17 protein-coding genes are annotated in these 16,617 nt (G+C 70.5%); 8 read left to right on the forward strand and 9 right to left on the reverse strand.

Translation table 11 applies throughout. From position 1 onward, the window contains the following. The first annotated feature begins 63 nt into the window (after positions 1-63). The 6 genes from ABZS97_RS06065 (at position 64) to ABZS97_RS06090 (ending at position 6,844) form a co-directional block, all read left to right on the forward strand. Complete coding sequence (locus ABZS97_RS06065) at positions 64-1,302, forward strand: sugar ABC transporter substrate-binding protein (protein ID WP_356134075.1); 1,239 nt, start codon at positions 64-66, stop codon at positions 1,300-1,302. Continuing rightward, positions 1,299-2,285 carry a sugar ABC transporter permease gene (locus tag ABZS97_RS06070; RefSeq protein WP_356134077.1) on the forward strand — a complete coding sequence of 329 codons (987 nt, stop codon included), beginning with the start codon at positions 1,299-1,301 and terminating at the stop codon, positions 2,283-2,285. The genes ABZS97_RS06065 and ABZS97_RS06070 overlap by 4 nt, the downstream gene beginning before the upstream one ends. Beyond that, positions 2,282-3,109 carry a carbohydrate ABC transporter permease gene (locus ABZS97_RS06075; protein ID WP_356134079.1) on the forward strand — a complete coding sequence of 276 codons (828 nt, stop codon included), beginning with the start codon at positions 2,282-2,284 and terminating at the stop codon, positions 3,107-3,109. Before ABZS97_RS06070 ends, ABZS97_RS06075 begins: the two co-directional genes overlap by 4 nt. 48 nt (positions 3,110-3,157) lie before the next feature. Further along, positions 3,158-5,491 carry a TIM-barrel domain-containing protein gene (locus ABZS97_RS06080; protein WP_356134081.1) on the forward strand — a complete coding sequence of 778 codons (2,334 nt, stop codon included), beginning with the start codon at positions 3,158-3,160 and terminating at the stop codon, positions 5,489-5,491. A 160-nt stretch (positions 5,492-5,651) separates the two neighbouring features. Further along, positions 5,652-6,209 (forward strand): glycoside hydrolase family 25 protein, encoded by a 558-nt coding sequence (locus ABZS97_RS06085; RefSeq protein WP_356134083.1) that lies wholly within the window; start codon positions 5,652-5,654, stop codon positions 6,207-6,209. A 92-nt stretch (positions 6,210-6,301) separates the two neighbouring features. Beyond that, positions 6,302-6,844: an MOSC domain-containing protein gene (locus tag ABZS97_RS06090; RefSeq protein ID WP_356134085.1), complete on the forward strand. Its 543-nt coding sequence runs from the start codon at positions 6,302-6,304 to the stop codon at positions 6,842-6,844. A 9-nt stretch (positions 6,845-6,853) separates the two neighbouring features. Here the strand turns inward: ABZS97_RS06090 and ABZS97_RS06095 are convergent, their stop codons facing one another. After that, positions 6,854-7,534, reverse strand: a complete 681-nt coding sequence (locus tag ABZS97_RS06095) for an NAD(P)-binding domain-containing protein (RefSeq protein ID WP_356134139.1) — start codon at positions 7,532-7,534, stop codon at positions 6,854-6,856. A gap of 86 nt (positions 7,535-7,620) precedes the next feature. Beyond that, a complete protein-coding gene (locus tag ABZS97_RS06100) occupies positions 7,621-8,616 on the reverse strand; it encodes a zinc-dependent alcohol dehydrogenase family protein (protein ID WP_356134087.1) in 996 nt (331 codons plus the stop codon). A 101-nt stretch (positions 8,617-8,717) separates the two neighbouring features. Between ABZS97_RS06100 and ABZS97_RS06105 the strand changes: the two genes are divergently transcribed. Then, complete coding sequence (locus ABZS97_RS06105; protein WP_356134089.1) at positions 8,718-9,638, forward strand: AraC family transcriptional regulator; 921 nt, start codon at positions 8,718-8,720, stop codon at positions 9,636-9,638. 66 nt (positions 9,639-9,704) lie between these two features. Here the strand turns inward: ABZS97_RS06105 and ABZS97_RS06110 are convergent, their stop codons facing one another. Next, positions 9,705-9,917, reverse strand: a complete 213-nt coding sequence (locus ABZS97_RS06110) for an EF-hand domain-containing protein (protein ID WP_356134091.1) — start codon at positions 9,915-9,917, stop codon at positions 9,705-9,707. A gap of 172 nt (positions 9,918-10,089) precedes the next feature. Here ABZS97_RS06110 and ABZS97_RS06115 point away from each other — a divergent pair, with 172 nt between their 5' ends. Further along, complete coding sequence (locus ABZS97_RS06115; protein ID WP_356134093.1) at positions 10,090-10,725, forward strand: GNAT family N-acetyltransferase; 636 nt, start codon at positions 10,090-10,092, stop codon at positions 10,723-10,725. A 3-nt stretch (positions 10,726-10,728) separates the two neighbouring features. Here the strand turns inward: ABZS97_RS06115 and ABZS97_RS06120 are convergent, their stop codons facing one another. The 6 genes from ABZS97_RS06120 to ABZS97_RS06145 form a co-directional block, all read right to left on the reverse strand. Next, positions 10,729-11,340 carry an ADP-ribosyltransferase gene (locus ABZS97_RS06120; protein ID WP_356134095.1) on the reverse strand — a complete coding sequence of 204 codons (612 nt, stop codon included), beginning with the start codon at positions 11,338-11,340 and terminating at the stop codon, positions 10,729-10,731. Positions 11,341-11,419: 79 nt separating this feature from the next. Next, positions 11,420-12,613, reverse strand: a complete 1,194-nt coding sequence (locus ABZS97_RS06125) for a YncE family protein (protein ID WP_356134097.1) — start codon at positions 12,611-12,613, stop codon at positions 11,420-11,422. After that, entirely contained in the window at positions 12,613-13,398 is a 786-nt protein-coding gene (locus ABZS97_RS06130; protein WP_356134099.1) for a polysaccharide deacetylase family protein, read from the reverse strand. The genes ABZS97_RS06125 and ABZS97_RS06130 overlap by 1 nt, the downstream gene beginning before the upstream one ends. Positions 13,399-13,581: 183 nt before the next feature. Next, a complete protein-coding gene (locus ABZS97_RS06135; RefSeq protein ID WP_356134101.1) occupies positions 13,582-14,085 on the reverse strand; it encodes an ATP-binding protein in 504 nt (167 codons plus the stop codon). 339 nt (positions 14,086-14,424) lie between these two features. Continuing rightward, a complete protein-coding gene (locus ABZS97_RS06140; RefSeq protein ID WP_356134104.1) occupies positions 14,425-15,192 on the reverse strand; it encodes an enoyl-CoA hydratase-related protein in 768 nt (255 codons plus the stop codon). A 98-nt stretch (positions 15,193-15,290) separates the two neighbouring features. After that, positions 15,291-16,535 carry an Ig-like domain-containing protein gene (locus tag ABZS97_RS06145; RefSeq protein ID WP_356134106.1) on the reverse strand — a complete coding sequence of 415 codons (1,245 nt, stop codon included), beginning with the start codon at positions 16,533-16,535 and terminating at the stop codon, positions 15,291-15,293. Positions 16,536-16,617: the final 82 nt, after the last annotated feature.

Raw genomic sequence — 16,617 nt, forward strand, 5'->3', positions numbered from 1 at the left:
CGTCCGCAGGTCCGAAGGCCCGCACGATCCGCGCGAGCCCCGATCACAGAGTGGAAGTGGAGCATGTCGTACACCGTCGACCGCCGCGGCTTCCTGCGTGCCGCAGGCGCGGGAACAGCCGCCCTCGGCCTCGGTGGGGCCCTGGCCTCCTGCGGCTCGGACAAGCCGGGCGCGACCACCCTCGTCTGGTGGGACTACTTCACCCTGGACAACTTCCAGCCCGGAATGACGGCCCTCATCAAGGACATCGAGGCCAACGTCCCGGATGTGAAAATCCAGCGGCGGACCTTCCCGTTCGCGGACCTGGAGCGGCAGCTCACCCTGGGTGCCATCTCCGGTGATCTGCCGGACATCGCCATCGTCGACAACGTCTCCATGAACACCCTGGGCGGCAGCGGCCTGCTGGCCGACCTCACCGACAGGGTCGAGAAGTGGGGCCAGGCCGACCACTACTACGAAGGCCCCTGGGCCGGCTGCCAGGTAGGCGGGAAGACGCTGGGGATCCCCAACAACAGCAACTGCCTCGCCCTGTACTACAACACCGAGATGCTCCGGTCCGCCGGGGTGAAGCCGCCCACCACCTGGGACGAGCTCGCCGCCGCGGCAGCGCGGCTGACGTCCGGGGACCGCTTCGGCCTGGCACTGAGCGCGATCAGAACCGAGGAGGGCGTCTTCCAGTTCCTGCCTTTTCTGTGGCAGGCGGGCGGCGACCTCGACACCTTCGCCACCCATGGCGCGACGGCGCTGTCCTTCCTCGACGACCTGGTCGCCAAGGGCTCACTGTCCGAGCAGTGCGTGGGCTGGACCCAGCAGGACGTCAACACCCGGTTCATCAACAAGCGCGCCGCCCTGCAGATCAACGGCCCCTGGCAGATCCCCACGCTCAAGAAGGCGAATCTCGAGTGGGATGTCGTCCCCCTGCCCCGCGACAAGGAGGCCGCCACCTGCCTGGGCGGCGAGAACTGGGTCCTGATGGCGAAGAGCCGGCATCTCGACAAGGCGTGGCAGGTCCTGGAGTACACCCAGCGTCCCTCCGTTCTGGTGCCCTATCTGGTGTCGTTCGGCGAACTCCCGGCCCGCAAGGACCTGGCCGACGCGGGCACCTGGGCGTCCGATCCGGCACTGCGGCTCTTCCTCAGCCAGCTGCCGCTCGCCCGGCCGCGCCAGTACGGACCGCACTACTCCGACATCTCGCAGACCGTCGCCGAGGCGGAGCAGGCCGTCCTCACCGGTTCCAGCGCCCCCTCCGCCGCGGCGAAGGCAGCCGCCGCCAAGATCGACAAGGCGCTGGGGCGGACATGAGACCACCCCCTGGCCGTCGCACACCACCCGTGAAGGGGCCGCACCGCCGCGCCCCCCTCGCGATGCGGCCGGGCGGCCGCACCCCCCTGTCCGCCCGCCGCCGACGGCAGGGGTACCTGTTCTGCCTGCCGGGACTGGCCTTCCTCGCCCTCTTCCTCGCCTATCCGCTGTTCTACAACGCGTGGACGTCCGTCCACGACGTGAACCTGAGCGGCCTGCTCGGCGGGGGCGAGCCGTTCAACGGCCTCGCCAACCACCGCGCCGTGCTGTCCGACCCGGAGTTCTGGCACTCGGTGCGCCTCTCGGTGGTCTTCACCCTGGGATCGCTGTTCTTCCAGTTCACCATCGGCTTCGCCCTGGCCCTGCTCTTCGTCCGGCCGTTCCCCCTGAACGGTCTGCTCCGCTCCCTGCTGCTGGTGGCCTGGCTGCTTCCGCCCGTGGTCAGCGGAACCCTCTTCCGCTGGCTGCTCGACGCGGACTCCGGCGCCTACGACGCCCTGCTCCGGTCGGCGGGACTGGGCAGCCTGTCCCACGACTGGCTCACCGACCCGCACACCTCGCTCGGCGGAGTCGTCTTCGCCAACGTCTGGGTCGGGGTGCCCTTCAACATGCTGCTGCTCCTGGTGGGGCTGCACACGATCGATCCCGAGCTGTACGAGGCCGCCGCCATCGACGGCGCGAACGCCTGGCAGCGCTTTCGCAGGATCACCCTCCCGCTGATGCGACCGGTCTCGGTGACCGTGCTGCTGCTCGGCCTCATCTACACCTTCAAGGTCTTCGACATCGTCTTCGTGATGACGGGCGGCGGACCCATCGACGCGACCCGCGTGCTGTCCCTCTACGTCTACGAGGTCTTCTTCACGTTCTTCCGCTTCGGGCAGGGAGCCGCCGCGGGCCTGCTGCTGCTCGTCGTACCCCTGCTCGTGGGCGTGTTCTACGTCCGCCGGCTGCGGCGGGAGCAGGCCGAGGAAGGTGCGACGTGAGACCGCCGCGCCGCCCCTGGCTGCTCACGGGCGCGGCGACGCTGATCACCGCGGCCTTCCTGCTGCCGGTGTACTGGATGGCCAAGACCAGCCTCACGAAGCCGGACCGGATCCTGACCGCGTCCCCGCAGTGGGTCCCTTCACCGGTTACCGGGGAGAACTACTCGACGGCACTGGCCTACGCGGGGCTGACCCGGGCCCTGCTCAACAGCCTGGTGATCTCCTGCGGGGTGGTGGCGCTCACCCTGCTGCTGGGCGTCCCGCTCGGCTACGCGCTCGCCCGCATCCGGATGCGCGGCTCGGGCGCGATGGTGCTCGCCCTGCTCGTCGCCCAACTGCCGCCCGCCATCGTGCTGGCGGCGCCACTGTTCATCCTCGAACACCGGGCCGGTGTCGACAACACGTACCTGGGCCTGATCGCCGCCGACACCACCCTCACCCTGCCCTTCACGGTGATCGTGCTGCGCCCGGTGCTGCGGAGTGTCCCGCCCGAGCTGGAGGAGGCCGCGCTCGTCGACGGCTGCGGACTGCCCGGCGTACTGCTGCGCGTCGTACTGCCGGTCATGGCGCCCGCCCTGGTCGCGGTGGCCGGGCTCTGCTTCCTGATCGGCTGGGGCGAGTTCCTCTTCGGCCTCACCCTCGCCGAGGGACCCGACGTCCAGCCCGTCACCGTCCTGCTCAACGCCTTCGTCGGCCAACACGGAACGTCGTGGGGAGCGCTGATGGCCACCGCCACCCTCATCAGCATTCCGGTGGTCTGCGTCTTCGCCCTCTTCCAGCGCTTCATCGTCGGTGGGCTCGCCTCCGGAAGCGTCAGGGGCTGACGATGCGTCACCTCCTCAGCCGCGGCCGGTGCAGTCCTCTGGAGAGCCATGTCCTCACTCCATCCCCGTGACCACGCGCCCTTCGTCGCGCCGCCCCCCGCCCTCACTCCCGCCGGCCCGAGCGCGCTCGACCCGGTCGTCGCCGCCTCGGTCGTGCACGCCGGCGAGGACGGCGCGGTCCTGGACGTGCGCACCGCGGCCGGGCGCGCCGGCACCCTCAGCCTGCGGCCCGCGACGGCGAAATGCGTACGGGTCACGTTGCGCATGGCGGGAGTGGCGACGGCGCCGCGAGCCTCCGTCGTCACCGCGCCGACGGACGCCGGATGCACCACCACGCACTCGCCGGACGCCGTGGTCCTGCGCCTCGACGCCCTCCGGCTGAGCGTCCGTCTCGCGCCTTTCACGATGGAGCTGACCGACCGTCACGGCCGGGTGCTGCGTCAGGCCACCGACGCCCGCGACCCCGACGACGCCCTCACCGTGCTGCCGATGGGCGTCACCGAGCTCGCGGACGGCCGCCTCGTCCACCACGACAGCTGGATCGCCGAGCCCGACGAGCACTTCTACGGTCTCGGCGAACGCTTCACCGGCCTCGACCTGCGCGGGCAGCGCGTCGAGTGCTGGGTCGAGGACGCCAAGGGCTCCACCGGTACCCGCTCCTACCTGGCGAGCCCCTTCCTGATCTCCAGCCGGGGCTACGCCGTGCTCGTCGACACGACCACGGCGGCGTCCTTCGACCTCGCCCACAGCAACACCGGCGCCTGGTCGATGACCGTCCCTGACGAGGTGTTCGACCACTACCTGATCAGCGGCTCCCCCGCCGAGTGCCTAGCCGGGTACCGCGACCTCACCGGCCCCGCCCTGCTGCCGCCCAAGTGGGCCTTCGGCCCCTGGATCTCCGGCGGATTCCGCAAGGACACCGCGGCGGACGTACGCGAGCGTGCCAGGCAGGTCCGCGAACGGCGCTTCCCCTGCGACGTCCTGCACATCGACACCTACTGGCAGCGGCACGGCTCGTGGTCGGACATGGAGTGGGACACCGAGGCGTTCCCCGACCCACGGGGTCTGGCGGAGGAGCTGACCGGCCAGGGCTTTCGCATCTCGCTCTGGATGAACCCCTGCATCGGGATCGACAGCCCGTACTACGACACGGTGGACCGCAACGGCTGGTTCCTGCACACCTCCTCGGGCGAGACCTGGTGCGGGCAGCTCTGGGGCGGCCACCACCCGGACACGGCGCTGCTGGACCTCACCCACCCCGGGGCCGTCGACTGGTTCCGCGAGCGCATCCGCCTGGCCCTGGCCGCCGGGGCGTCGGTCCTGAAGACCGACTTCGGCGAGGCGGTCCCCGCCGACGCGGTCGCCCACAACGGGATGACCGGCGAGCGCCTGCACAACCTCTACCCCCTCCTCTACAACGACCTGGTCTCCGCGACGACCAGGACCGTGTCGGGCCACGGCCTGACCTGGGGCCGCTCCTCCTGGACCGGTGGCCAGCGCCACGGCGCCAAGTGGACCGGCGACCCCGACGCCCGTTGGCAGGACCTGGCCTCCACCCTGCGAGCCGGTCTCTCCCTCTCCCTGACCGGGCATCCCTTCTGGAGCCATGACATCGGCGGCTTCCACGGCACTCCGGAGGCCGAACTCTTCGTCCGCTGGGCCCAGTTCGGACTGCTCTCACCGCTCAGCCGATTCCACGGCATGACCTCCCGGCTGCCCTGGGACTTCGGCGAGGAGGCGTACGCGGCCGTGCTGCACGCGGCCCGGCTGCGGATGAGCCTGCTGCCCCACCTCCGTACGGCCGCGGCCGAGGCCGTACGCACCGGCGAACCCCTCGCCCGCCCGATGCCCCTGGATCACCCGGACCGCCCCGACGCCCACACCGCCGACCTCCAGTACCTGCTCGGCCCCGACCTGCTGGTCGCCCCGCTGTTCGCGCCGGGAGGGCGGCGGTGGGTCTGGTTCCCGCCCGGCGAGTGGCTGCCGTACTCCGACGCGACGCTCCGTCCGGTCACCGGGCCGGCCTGGCATCAGGTCGAACTCCCTCTCGCCACCGCCCCCTTGTGGCTGCGGGCCGGAGCCCTGCTGGTCACCACGTCTCCCTCCGAGCGTGCGGGCAGCGCCCCCTTCGGCGAGGTGACCGCCGTATGGGTACGGCCACAGTCCCAGCCCTCCCGCACGGCCCGGGCTCTGCTGCGCGACGAGGACGGCACCGGGACCGTCATCACCGCCCGGCTGACCGGCAACCGTCTGACCGTCCGCACCCAGGGGCCGGTTCCCCGACTGCGCCTGGCTGTTCCGGGCTTCACGGGCGAAGCGCTGACAGCCGAAGTGGACGACGTACCCACCGAAGTGGACGTCCGCCCCGTGCCCGAATGGTGAACAGCGGCCGCGACACCTCGTGCCGTCGATGCCGGGGTCGGTGACGACCCGGAGCCGAGGTTCCGGCCGAACCGCCGGATCTCCCGCGCCGGGGCGGGCAGGATGCATCAGTGGATCCTGCAATTCCCGTCCCCCCACCGGCACTTCAGGGAGTCCCCCCATGCTCCGCGGCATCGACGTAAGCGCGTTCCAGTCCGCCACGTACGGCACGGACAGCCTCTCCTTCGTCTTCATCAAGGCGACCGAGGGCCGTTCGTACGTCAACCCCAAGCTCACCGCCCAGACGAAGCACGCCCGCGAGGCCGGCCTCGTCGTCGGCTTCTACCACTTCCTGTGGCCGGGCAACCTCACCGCCCAGGCGGAGTACTTCGTCGCTCACGCCCCCGAGAAGGCCGGTGACATCCTCGCCGTCGACTGGGAGACGACCGGCGAGGGCACGCACGCCTCCAACAGCGAGAAGGACCGCTTCATACGGAAGGTCAAGGAGCTGCGGCCCAACCACCGGGTCGTGCTCTACTGCAACAGAAGCTTCTGGCTGAACGTCGACAGGACCTCGTACGCCGGTGACGGCCTCTGGATCGCCGACTACGTGACGGCGGGCAAACCCCGCATCCAGGCCGCATGGCGCTTCCACCAGTACACGGACAATCCCCGGGACACGAACGTCGCCGACTTCGCGAGCAGGTCCGCACTGCGCGAGTGGGCCGCGGACGGCTGACCGAGCACCCGGCCGGATCTCGACGCGAGGGAACACTTAGGCTCCGGACTGCGGTGCGACAGCGGCCGCACCGAAGAGGGGAGCTTCACGACATGAGCGGGACAGTCACCGCGGTCAGCAGCAACGGGACGTACTCGTTCACCAAGCCGACCCGGGAGAGCATCACGCTGCTCGCCGGGCTCGGGGTGGAGGGGGACGTGCACGCCGGTACGACGGTGAAGCACCGCTTCCGGATGGAGAAGGACGCCTCGCAGCCGAATCTGCGTCAAGTGCACCTGATGCACGCGGAGTTGTTCGACGAGCTGCGGGAGAGCGGGTACGCGGTCGCGGCCGGCGAGCTCGGCGAGAACGTCACCACGCGGGGCGTCGACCTGCTGGGGCTGCCCGTCGGCACGCGGCTGCACCTCGGGGACGAGGCAGTCGTCGAGGTGACCGGGCTGCGCAACCCCTGCGCCCAGATCGACAACTTCCAAAAGGGCCTGATGAAGCAGGTCGTCGGGCGGGACGAGGCCGGGAAGGTCCGCTTCAAGTCCGGGATCATGAGCGTCGTGCTGACGGGCGGCCTGGTGCGGCCCGGGGACTCGATCAAGGTCGAGCTTCCGGAGGGGCCGCACCGGGCACTGGAGATCGTCTGAGGAGGACCCTCAGCCCTTGAAGTCCGCCGGGCGCTCCTTCGGTGCCTCGGCCAGCGCCTTGGTGACCGCGTCGACGCCCTCCTGAAGGCCGTACACCGGCGTACCCGGCTGCTGGCGCCAGGAGTCGTCGAGGCCGCCGGAGTCGACCGTGTCGAAGCCGATCTCGTCGATCAGGTCCCGCACGCGCTGCTTGGCGGCCGCGTCGTCGCCCGCGACGGGGAGGGCCAGGCGGTCGGGGGCGCCGGCCGGGCGCGGGCGGTCCAGGAGGTCCTGGGCGTAGGTGCCGTTGAACGCCTTGATCACGGTGTGGCCGATCTGCTGGGCGGTCCAGCGGCTCTCGGTCAGGCCGTCGTCCTCGATCGCGTCGATCCGGCCGTCCCGCTGCTGCGGGTAGTAGTTGCCGGTGTCGATGACGGCGAATCCCTCGGCGGCCCCGTCGAGGATGCCGTCCGGCAGGCCCGGCACAGCCTTCAGCGGGATCGTGACGACGACGATCTCGGCGCCGCGCGCGGCCTCCTCGACCGGCACGGCGCTCGCCCCGGTCTCCTCGGCGAGCGCGGTGAGGGTCGCAGGGCCACGCGAGTTGGCGATGGAGACCTCGTGACCGACGGCGGTGAACCGCCGGGCCAGGTTGCCGCCGATGTTGCCCGCTCCGATGATGCCGATCTTCATGACAGACCCTTCCGCGATTGATGCATGTGCATACGCCTGATGGCGGCATCAACCTCGGAGGCGTACGACGTATTCCACGCCGCCCGGCGAACGGGTGACGGTCCTCAGATCCGCACCACGATCTTGCCTGTGTGCGTGTTCGACTCCATCAGGCGGTGGGCGTCACGGATGGCGTCGAGACCGTCGAAGACCTCGGCGATCACCGGGCGCAGGGTGCCGTCGGCCAGTCCCGAGTTGATGTAGTGCGCGGCACGGCGGCGGCCCTCGACGGTCCTGGAGACGTTCGGGTTGGCGTAGCCGTGGACGGTGAGCGGCCAGTTCATGGGCAGCAGGGTGGGCTTCTCGGAGAGCCAGCCGTAGCTGATCAGGGTGCCGTCGGGGACGACGGCGTCGCCCAGCGCGGCGAAGCCGGGGCCGCCGATCGCGTCGAGGACGATGTCGACGCCCCGGCCGGCCGTCAGCCGCTTCGCCTCCTTCACGACGTCCTCTTGCTCGGTCACGATCACCTGCTCCGCACCGAGGTCGAGCAGGCGTCGGCGTTTGTCGTCGGTGCGGGTGGTGGCGATCGGGATCGCGCCGGACCGGCGGACCACCTGGAGGGCGGCGGTGCCGACACCGCTGGACGCGCCGGTGACCAGCACCCGGTCGCCGGGCTGCACGCTCGCCGTCCGCAGCAGGGCGCCGTACGCGGTGGAGTAGGTGACCCAGACGGCGGCCGCGGTGACGGCGTCGACTCCGGCGGGCCGGGACACGACGGCGCTCTCGTCCAGCAGGATCCGGTCGCCGTACACGCCGTGGGCGCTGAGTTCGAAGTTGGCAGCCGCCATCACGGGGTCGCCCGGTGCGAAGGCGGTCACGCCCTCGCCGACCGCCTCGACGGTGCCGGCGGCCTCGTAGCCGTTGCGTGAGGCGGGCAGGGTCGGCTGGTAGTAGTAAGTCCCGGCCCGGTAAAGGGCTTCGGCGCGGTTGAGCCCCAACGCCTCGACTCGGACGAGGAGTTCACCGGGGCCGGGTGCGGGCAGCTCGACGTCCTCGACCTTCAGGACGTCCGGGCCGCCGATCTCGTGAAAGAGCACTGCACGTGCGGTAGTTGAAGTCATGCCGTCGACGGTAGGAGCCACGCGTGAGACGGACCATGCCTGCCTGTCTCCCTTTCCTGTCCGTACGTCTCACCCGGGAGTCGGCGCGCTACGGTACGGGCATGGACGTACTCAGCGACGCCATCGCCGCGATGCGCACCGGACGCCCGCACTCCTCGCGCCGGGACAGACACGCGCCCTGGGGGATGCGTTTCGAGGCCTCGGAGGGGGCCGGGTTCCATGTGGTGCTGCAGGGGTCGGCGTGGCTGATCCCTGCGGAGGGCGAGCCGGTGGCGGTCGGACCCGGTGACGTGGTGTTCATGGCGCACGGGCGGGGCCATGCTCTGGCCAGCGGTCTCGACGTCCCGCTGGAGGAGGTACGGCTCGGGCCTGACGGCCGCTGGCCAGGACCGCCGTCCACCGAGAACGGATCGGGCCCGGTGACCGTCATGCTGTGCGGCGCCTACCAACTCGACCGGCATCGCGCCCACCCCCTCCTCTCCGAGCTGCCGGAGGTCGTCCACCTCCCCACCCGCATCGGCACGCACCGCTCGCTGCGGGCGGCCGTCGAGCTTCTCGGCATGGAGCTGGAGGAGCCGCAGCCGGGCTCCGACACCATCGTCACGTCCCTGCTGGACACCCTCCTCCTGTACATCCTGCGCGCCTGGTGGCAGCGCGAGCGGCACGGCGGCGGGCACCCCACCGGCTGGTCGGCCGCCCTCGCCGACCCGCCCGTCGCGGCCGCACTCCGCGCGCTGCACGGCGACCCGTCCCGCCCCTGGACGGTCGAGGAACTCGGCGCCCGCGGCGGCCTCTCCCGCGCGGCCTTCGCCCGCCGCTTCGCGGCCCTGGTGGGCGAGCCCCCGCTGACCTACCTCACCTGGTGGCGCATGATCACCGCCGGGCGGCTGCTCCGCGAGGACGACATTCCCCTCCGTCTCGTCGCCCAACGCACGGGCTACACATCGGAGTTCGCCTTCGCCAAGGCCTTCAAGCGGGAGTACGGGGTGCCGCCGGGCCGGTACCGGAAGCAGGCCTCCTGAGCGGCGTCGCCGGGTGTGCCGAGGGGGCGCCCACCGGAGTCCGGTCGGCGCCCCCTCGTGGGCGGGTCACTTGTTGAGGTGCGCCCAGAACTCGTCGAACGACAGGACCTTGTCGCCGTTGAGGTCGCGGTTGGCGATGATGGCCTCGGCCACCGACTCGGTGACGTTCCAGTCGCCGCCCTGGGCGAGGGCGGTCTTGAACTCGGCGGCCGTGATGGACCCGTCGCCGTCCGTGTCGATCCGCTCGAACTGCTTGCGTGCTTCCTCGATGTCCGCCACCGGATCCGCCCCTTCATGGTGCACTGATGCCAGGCCGTACGGCCCTACTGACGGAGGTCAGATTAACGGTCCGCCCGCGCACGCAGCGCGGCGACCACCCACGCACCCCCGGCATGCCCCCGAGCCCGGGCCTTTCGTGGGTGGCATCGGGCGGGAACCCAAGGAGCGTGTAGTGGCACCAACCCTGCGGGACATTCTCGACGCGGCCGCCCGGGGCGACTTCCCGCCCGCGGACGGCGGTACGACCGTCGTCCCGCAGGCCTGCCGACGGGACGCCGGCGTGCTGTCCTTCACGGCGCACTCCGTCGTCTTCACGGACGAGGATCCGCACTGGGTCCGCGAGACGCTGCGCGCACTGGACTGCGACGCCCTCGCCGCGACCATGAACCCGCGCTTCCTGGCCGCCTTCATGGACCGGACGGGACGTACGGCGGAGACCATCGACGCGGTCCTGGTCGGCTCCCCGCTGCCGGGTGAGCCGCCGCTCGCGCTGACCGAGATCGAGGACGCCGGCCATCCCCGCATCGGCTACGCCCGCGGGCGCCGGGACGAGGTGCGCGCATGGACGGCGGACGGCGGCGTACTGGTGACGGGGCGCGGGATCGCCGGGCGCCTCGAGGTCTCGGTCGAGGTGGACGAGGACGTACGGCAGCGGGGGCTGGGGCGGCGGCTGGTGAGCGCCGCCCGGCATCTCGTGGCCGAGCCGCTGTGGGCGCAGGTCTCGCCGGGGAACGCCCGCAGTATGCGGGCGTTCCAGGCAGCGGGTTACCGGCCGGTGGGCGCGGAGGCACTGCTCATCGCTCGGTAGACGTCAGTGCCACGGCTCGTAGTACGGGTTGCTCTCGCAGTCGCTCATGATCTCGGTCTTGGTCTTCTTGTCGACCGGGCAGACGCCGATGACGTACTGCCGCGCGATGCCGCCGGGGAAGGCGACCTCGACCTGGTCGGCCCACCTGTGGGTGTCGCCGATGGTCTTGTTGACGTCCACGCCGCCGGGGGCGTCGATGTAGTAGTTGAAGCCCGACTTGTACCAGGTCTTGTACAGGTCGTGGTCGTAACTCGTCGAGACGTACGGGGAGGGCTGGTTGACCAGGACGTACTGCTCGACGTCGTACTGCCCGTCGATCACGTCCTTCGGATGGAAGCCCTGCTCGAAGACGGTCGCCGGGCCACGGCTGTCGCTGCGGTAGAGCGTGCCGCAGGTCTTGCGCCAGACGGGCTCGGGCGTGATGCGGCCGACGTCGACGCGGCGGTCGGCGGCCGCCTTGACGGGGTCGTCGAACTGCGGACAGGAGGGTGCGGCGGCCCGGGTGGACGCGAGGGCGACGGGTGCGGCGGGGAGGGTCGCCGCCGAGGTCGCGAAGACGGCCGAGAGGGACAGGACTACGGCAGCGGCCCGCCGCCGCAGATGAGTTGTGATCATGGAGAGCACGATCTCGTCTCTGCGGGGGCGGGCCGTGGATCATCACCCGTACGGCGGCGTGTCCCGAACCGCCTTCGTCTCAGCGGAAGATGCCGGTGTGCCCGAGCGAGTAGCGGCCGGGCTGCGGGTACACGGCGAGGCCGTGCGGGCCGCTGCCGACCTTGATCCGGGCGAGCTGGACGCCGGTGCGGGTGTCGATGGCGTACACCTCGGAGTTGTAGCGGCCTGACAGCCACAGCACCTTGCCGTCGGCCGAGACGCCGCCCATGTCGGGGCTGCCGCCGTCGGGGAGGTACCACTTCTTGGTCAGCTTGTTCTGGGTGAAGTCGAAGATGGAGATGGTGCCTTCACCGCGGTTGGAGATGTACATCTCGCGGGAGTCGCGGCTGACGTACAGGCCGTGGGTGCCCTTGCCGGTGGGCAGCAGGGTCGGCTGGGTGAACTTGTCGCCGTCCAGGACCCACATGCCGTCGGCCATCATGTCGGCGATGTAGAACCGCTTGCCGTCCGGGGAGACCTTCACGTCCTGCGGCATGGCCCCCTCGAAGGGCAGTTTCTGCTGGCCGACGATCTCCATCTTCTCCGTGTCGACCTTCAGCAGCTCTCCGCTGAACTCGCAGGACACGATGAAGTACTTGCCGTCGAGGGAGAAGTCGGCGTGGTTGACGCCGTAGCAGCTGACCGGCACGGTCTTCGCGCGCTTCATGGTGTGCGCGTCGCGGAAGACCAGCTCGCGGTCGAGTGAGGCCATCACGATCGCGTACTTGCCGTTGGGCGTGAAGTAGAGGTTGTACGGGTCGTGCACGTCGACCGTCTTGCCCGCCTTGCCGGTCATCGGGTCGATGGGCGTGAGCGTGTTGCCCTTGTCGTTGTTGACCCACAGCGTCTTCATGTCCCAGGAGGGGACGACGTGTTGGGGCTGCGCACCGACCGGGATCGTCTCGATGACCTCGTACGTCTTCGGGTCGATGACCGAGACCGTGTTGGAGTTGGTGTTGGGGACGTAGACCCGGGAGGGGAAGTCCCTTACCGCCGGGGCGAGTTGATCCGGGCGGTCGGCGGCGTAGACGTCCGTCGGGTCCAGCACCGGGGGCATTCCGGGCAGGCCCTGGATCTTCTTCTTCTCCGGCTGGGCGGGCTGGCGTGCGGCGGGTTTCGTGCCCAGGGCCTCGTTGGCGCGGGATCCCTTGGAGTCGCCGCCGCAGCCTGCGAGGGCGGCCGCGGCCACGAGGGCGAGGCTCACGATCAGGGTGCGGTTCTGGTTGCGGTGCATCAGCTCAGCAGCTCCGTGGTCGTCACCGCGCGCAGGCCGCGGCGGTCGAGTTCTTCCAGGACGGCGGGCAGCGCGGCGACCGTGTCCGCGTACCCGAAGTGCAGGCTCACCACCGACCCGTTGCGGATCTCGCCGATGACCTTGCGGGTGACGGCGGGGGCACCCGGCGAGGTGAAGTCGAGCGAGTCGACGTCGTACGACAGGACGTGCGGGTATCCCACGCGGCCGGCCAGCCGTTCAACGAGCGGTGAGGCACGCGGGGTGCGCGAGGGTCTGAACCAGGTGCCGATCGACCCGGTGAGACGGCGCAGGCGCTCCGCGCATCCGCGGATCTCCGCGTCCGCGTCCGCCTCCGACATCGCGTTGATGTCGAGGTGGCGCAGGGTGTGGTTGCCGAGGTCATGGCCGCCGTCGAGGATCCGGCGGGCCACGTCCGGGTGCTCGTCCAGCCAGCTGCCGACGGCGAGCACGGTGACCCGGGCTCCGGCCTTCTCGGCCTCGCTCAGCAGCGTCCGGGCGATGGCGGGGTCGCCCTGGCCGTGGAAGGTGAGGGCCACTAGGGGGCGGGTGCGGGGGCCGTGGGCGATCTCGACGGGTTGCGCCGCGAAGCGGCGGGGGGTCGGGGCGGGTGCTGCGAGCGGCTTGTGCGGGGGGTGGGGCCGGGTGGCTGCCGGGTGGGCGGCGGCACCGGCCGCCGTGCAGCCGGTGCCCAGGGCTCCGGCTGCGGCGAATCCGGCGCTCGCGCGCAGGGCCGAGCGGCGGTCGGTGGTGGTCACCTGCCCCATTTAAGGGGGGTTTCATGCGAAATCCGGCTATTTACCTGTTTGGCGGAGGGGGCGGGTCGTTGGCCGGGGCGGGTGGGGACGGCGCCGCCCTGGGGGCGCGGGCCCGGTACGGGTGCGTTGTGGGTCGGGTCCGCGCGTGCGCGGCCGCGGGTGCATGGGGGCCGGGGAGCGGGGGCCTGACCGTCAGCGGTCGGCCACTCGCATTTCGAACCATGTGGTCTTGCCTCGCGGGAGGAGGTCCACGCCCCAGCGGTCGGAGAGTTTGTCCACGAGGAAGAGGCCTCGGCCGCTCAGGTCCATCTCCTGGACCGGCATCAGACAGGGGAGCCCGCGGGAGGGGTCGCGGACCTCGATGCGGATCCAGCCGCGCCGGCGCCGCATCCGGAGGCCGAACACGCGGGCGCCCGTGTGCCGTACGGCGTTGCCGACGAGCTCGGAGACGAGCAACACGGCGTCCTCGGTCATCTTCGGCGAGAGCCCCCAGTGACGCAGGACGATCACCTGGGTGAGCCGGCGTGCGGTGGCCGCGGATTCGGGGCGGGACGGCAACGGCACTTCGGCCTCCGTCGGGTTGCCGAACAACTCCAGCGCCTTCAGCGCCTGTTCGTCCTCGACCGCAGGCGACCAGCGCGCCGCGGTCGCACTCCCGTGCCGCCGCGGCTGTTCGATACCCTCCGGCCCCGCCATGCCCCCATCATGGCCGTCCAAAGGGCTCTTCGGGGCCGTTCCGAAGGAATACGCCCCCCGGAAGCCACCATTCCGCAAGGTCCGATTGTCATATGCCAGCGGTAATACGATTGCTGCTGCACACCATTTGACCTGCCATTACGGGCCAGTTGAGGCAATCGCCAACCCTCCACGAAGGGGCAGGCTTAAGGTTGCCTTAAGGCTCCCATAAACCGCCCCTTCGAGGGACGTCGGGTGAGACATCGCGTCAACTGCAAGTGGATCAGCAGAAGTTGAGGAGTGAATTTCCGTACTCTCGCCGCGTGTTTCAGGGACGGGTACGGGCGGGCTCGGCCGGGCTCAGAGGAACTTGGCCTTGCCCGGGCCCTCCTCCACGAAGCTGCGCATCCCGCGCTCGCGGTCCTCGGTCGCGAACAGCCCCGCGAACCAGTTCCGTTCGACGGCGAGGCCGGTCTCGATGTCCGTCTCCAGGCCCACGTCGATCGACTCCTTGGCGGCGCGCAGCGCGAGCGCCGGTCCCTGCGCGAGCCTCGCGGCCCAGGCGTGCGCCTGTGCGTACACCTCGTCGGCCGGTACCACCCGGTCGACGAGTCCGAGCGCCAGTGCCTCGTCGGCCTTCACCATCCGGCCGGTGAAGATCAGGTCCTTGGCCTTGGAGGGGCCGATCAGCCGGGAGAGGCGCTGGGTGCCGCCCGCGCCGGGGATCAGACCGAGCAGGATCTCCGGCTGCCCGAGCTTCGCGTTGTCCGCGGCGATGCGGATGTCGGCGCACAGCGCCAACTCGCAGCCCCCGCCGAGCGCGTAGCCGGTGACGGCGGCGACGACCGGCTTCGGGATGCGGGCGACAGCGGTGAAGGACTCCTGCAGCGCCCGGGACCGTACGATCATGGCCGCGTGGTCCATGGCCTGCATCTCCTTGATGTCCGCGCCCGCCGCGAACACCTTCTCCCCGCCGTAGATCACCACGGCGCGCACGTCCTCGCGGCGCGTGGCCTCCTCGGCGAGCTCCTTGAGCCGGTCCTGCGTGGCGACGTCCAGCGCGTTCATGGGAGGGCGGTCCAGGCGGATCGTTCCGACGCCTTCTGCCACTTCGAGATGCACAGTCATGCTGGCAGGTTAACGGGGATTAACGGGAGCGGGCCCGGTGCCGTTGCTCACAGAGGTGAGAGCGGCACCGGGCCCGCGAGCCGAGAAGGGGCGAAGCCCTACGCAGTCCAGTCCGCCCAGGACATGTTCCAGCCGTTGAGGCCGTTGTCCGGTGCGACGGTCTTGTCGTTGGAGTGCTTCACGATGACCACGTCGCCGGTGATGGAGTGGTCGAAGAACCAGGCCGCGGGCGCGTTGCGGTCGCCGCCGCCGCGGGTGTCGCGCAGGCCTACGCAGCCGTGGCTGGCGTTGTAGTTGCCGAAGGCGTCGCCGCCCCAGTAGTTGCCGTGGATGAAGGTGCCGGAGTCGGTCAGGCGCTGGGCGTCGGGGACGTCCTTGATGTCGTACTCGCCGCCGTAGCCGACCGTCTCGCCGTTCATGCGGGTCACCCGGAGGCGCTCGCTGATGACCATCTGGCCGTTCCAGGTGTCGTAGCCCGGCTTGCCGGTGGTGATCGGGATGGTCTTGTAGACCTTGCCGTCGCGCTTGACGACCATCTTGTGGGTCTTGACGTCGACGGTGGAGACCTGGCTGCGGCCGATGGTGAACGTCACGGTCTTGGCCTGCTTGCCGTAGACGCCGGGGCGGCCCTCGACGCCGTCGAGGTTGAGCTTGACGGTGACCTTCGTACCGGCCTTCCAGTACTGCTCCGGGCGGAAGTCGAGGCGGTCGTTGCCGAACCAGTGGCCCTGCACGTCGACCGCGGGCACCGTCTTGATCTCGATGGCCTTCTCGACGTCCGCGGGGTGCGTGATGCCGCGCGTGAAGCGGATCGAGAAGGGCATGCCCACGCCGACCTTGGAGCCGTCCTCGGGTGAGTAGGTGCCGACGAAGGTGTTCTTCGGGGTCAGCGTGGTGAAGGCCGAGTCCTCGGCGGACTCACGGCCGCCGGAGTCCTTGGCCACCGCGTGGACCTTGTACTTGGTGGCGGCGGCGAGGTGCGTCGCGGGTGTCCAGGTCGCGCCCCCGCCCGTGATCGTCCCGGCCACCGCGTTGCCCTTGGTGTCCGCGACCTTGACCTCGGTCAACTTGCCCTTGGCCGCGCTCACCTTGAGGGCGCCGCTGGTCTTCACGCCGTCGGCGCCGTCCTTCGGCGCGATCGTCACGACGGCCTGCGAGGCCTTGGTGTCCGCCTTGGTGGAATCCTTGCCCTTGCCGTCCTCGGATCCGGACCCGGAACCCGAGTCCCCTCCCCCGCATGCCGTCACGGCGAACAGCAGCACTCCGAGAAGCAGTGCCGACAGGCCCTTGCTCCCGCGTGCCCGTGCGCCAACCGACGCCCCCGATATCGGTCGCCCGTTCACAGTCGTTCTCCCCTCGCACGGCCTGATCAGGCCCGCACTCCAGCGCGGCCCCCCGCGCGTATCGCGCTAATTAATCACACGG

Source organism: Streptomyces sp. NPDC005485 (genome assembly GCF_040606085.1).
Classification (GTDB): Bacteria; Actinomycetota; Actinomycetes; order Streptomycetales; family Streptomycetaceae; genus Streptomyces.

What these genes read in the sequence shown, in the direction of transcription:
- ABZS97_RS06065 (WP_356134075.1), top strand. Translation starts at nt 64, where the DNA reads ATGTCGTACACCGTCGACCGCCGCGGCTTCCTGCGTGCCGCAGGCGCG.
- ABZS97_RS06070 (WP_356134077.1), top strand. Translation starts at nt 1,299, where the DNA reads ATGAGACCACCCCCTGGCCGTCGCACACCACCCGTGAAGGGGCCGCAC.
- ABZS97_RS06080 (WP_356134081.1), top strand. Translation starts at nt 3,158, where the DNA reads ATGTCCTCACTCCATCCCCGTGACCACGCGCCCTTCGTCGCGCCGCCC.
- ABZS97_RS06085 (WP_356134083.1), top strand. Translation starts at nt 5,652, where the DNA reads ATGCTCCGCGGCATCGACGTAAGCGCGTTCCAGTCCGCCACGTACGGC.
- ABZS97_RS06090 (WP_356134085.1), top strand. Translation starts at nt 6,302, where the DNA reads ATGAGCGGGACAGTCACCGCGGTCAGCAGCAACGGGACGTACTCGTTC.
- ABZS97_RS06100 (WP_356134087.1), bottom strand. Translation starts at nt 8,616, where the DNA reads ATGACTTCAACTACCGCACGTGCAGTGCTCTTTCACGAGATCGGCGGC.
- ABZS97_RS06105 (WP_356134089.1), top strand. Translation starts at nt 8,718, where the DNA reads ATGGACGTACTCAGCGACGCCATCGCCGCGATGCGCACCGGACGCCCG.
- ABZS97_RS06120 (WP_356134095.1), bottom strand. Translation starts at nt 11,340, where the DNA reads ATGATCACAACTCATCTGCGGCGGCGGGCCGCTGCCGTAGTCCTGTCC.
- ABZS97_RS06125 (WP_356134097.1), bottom strand. Translation starts at nt 12,613, where the DNA reads ATGCACCGCAACCAGAACCGCACCCTGATCGTGAGCCTCGCCCTCGTG.
- ABZS97_RS06130 (WP_356134099.1), bottom strand. Translation starts at nt 13,398, where the DNA reads ATGGGGCAGGTGACCACCACCGACCGCCGCTCGGCCCTGCGCGCGAGC.
- ABZS97_RS06135 (WP_356134101.1), bottom strand. Translation starts at nt 14,085, where the DNA reads ATGGCGGGGCCGGAGGGTATCGAACAGCCGCGGCGGCACGGGAGTGCG.
- ABZS97_RS06140 (WP_356134104.1), bottom strand. Translation starts at nt 15,192, where the DNA reads ATGACTGTGCATCTCGAAGTGGCAGAAGGCGTCGGAACGATCCGCCTG.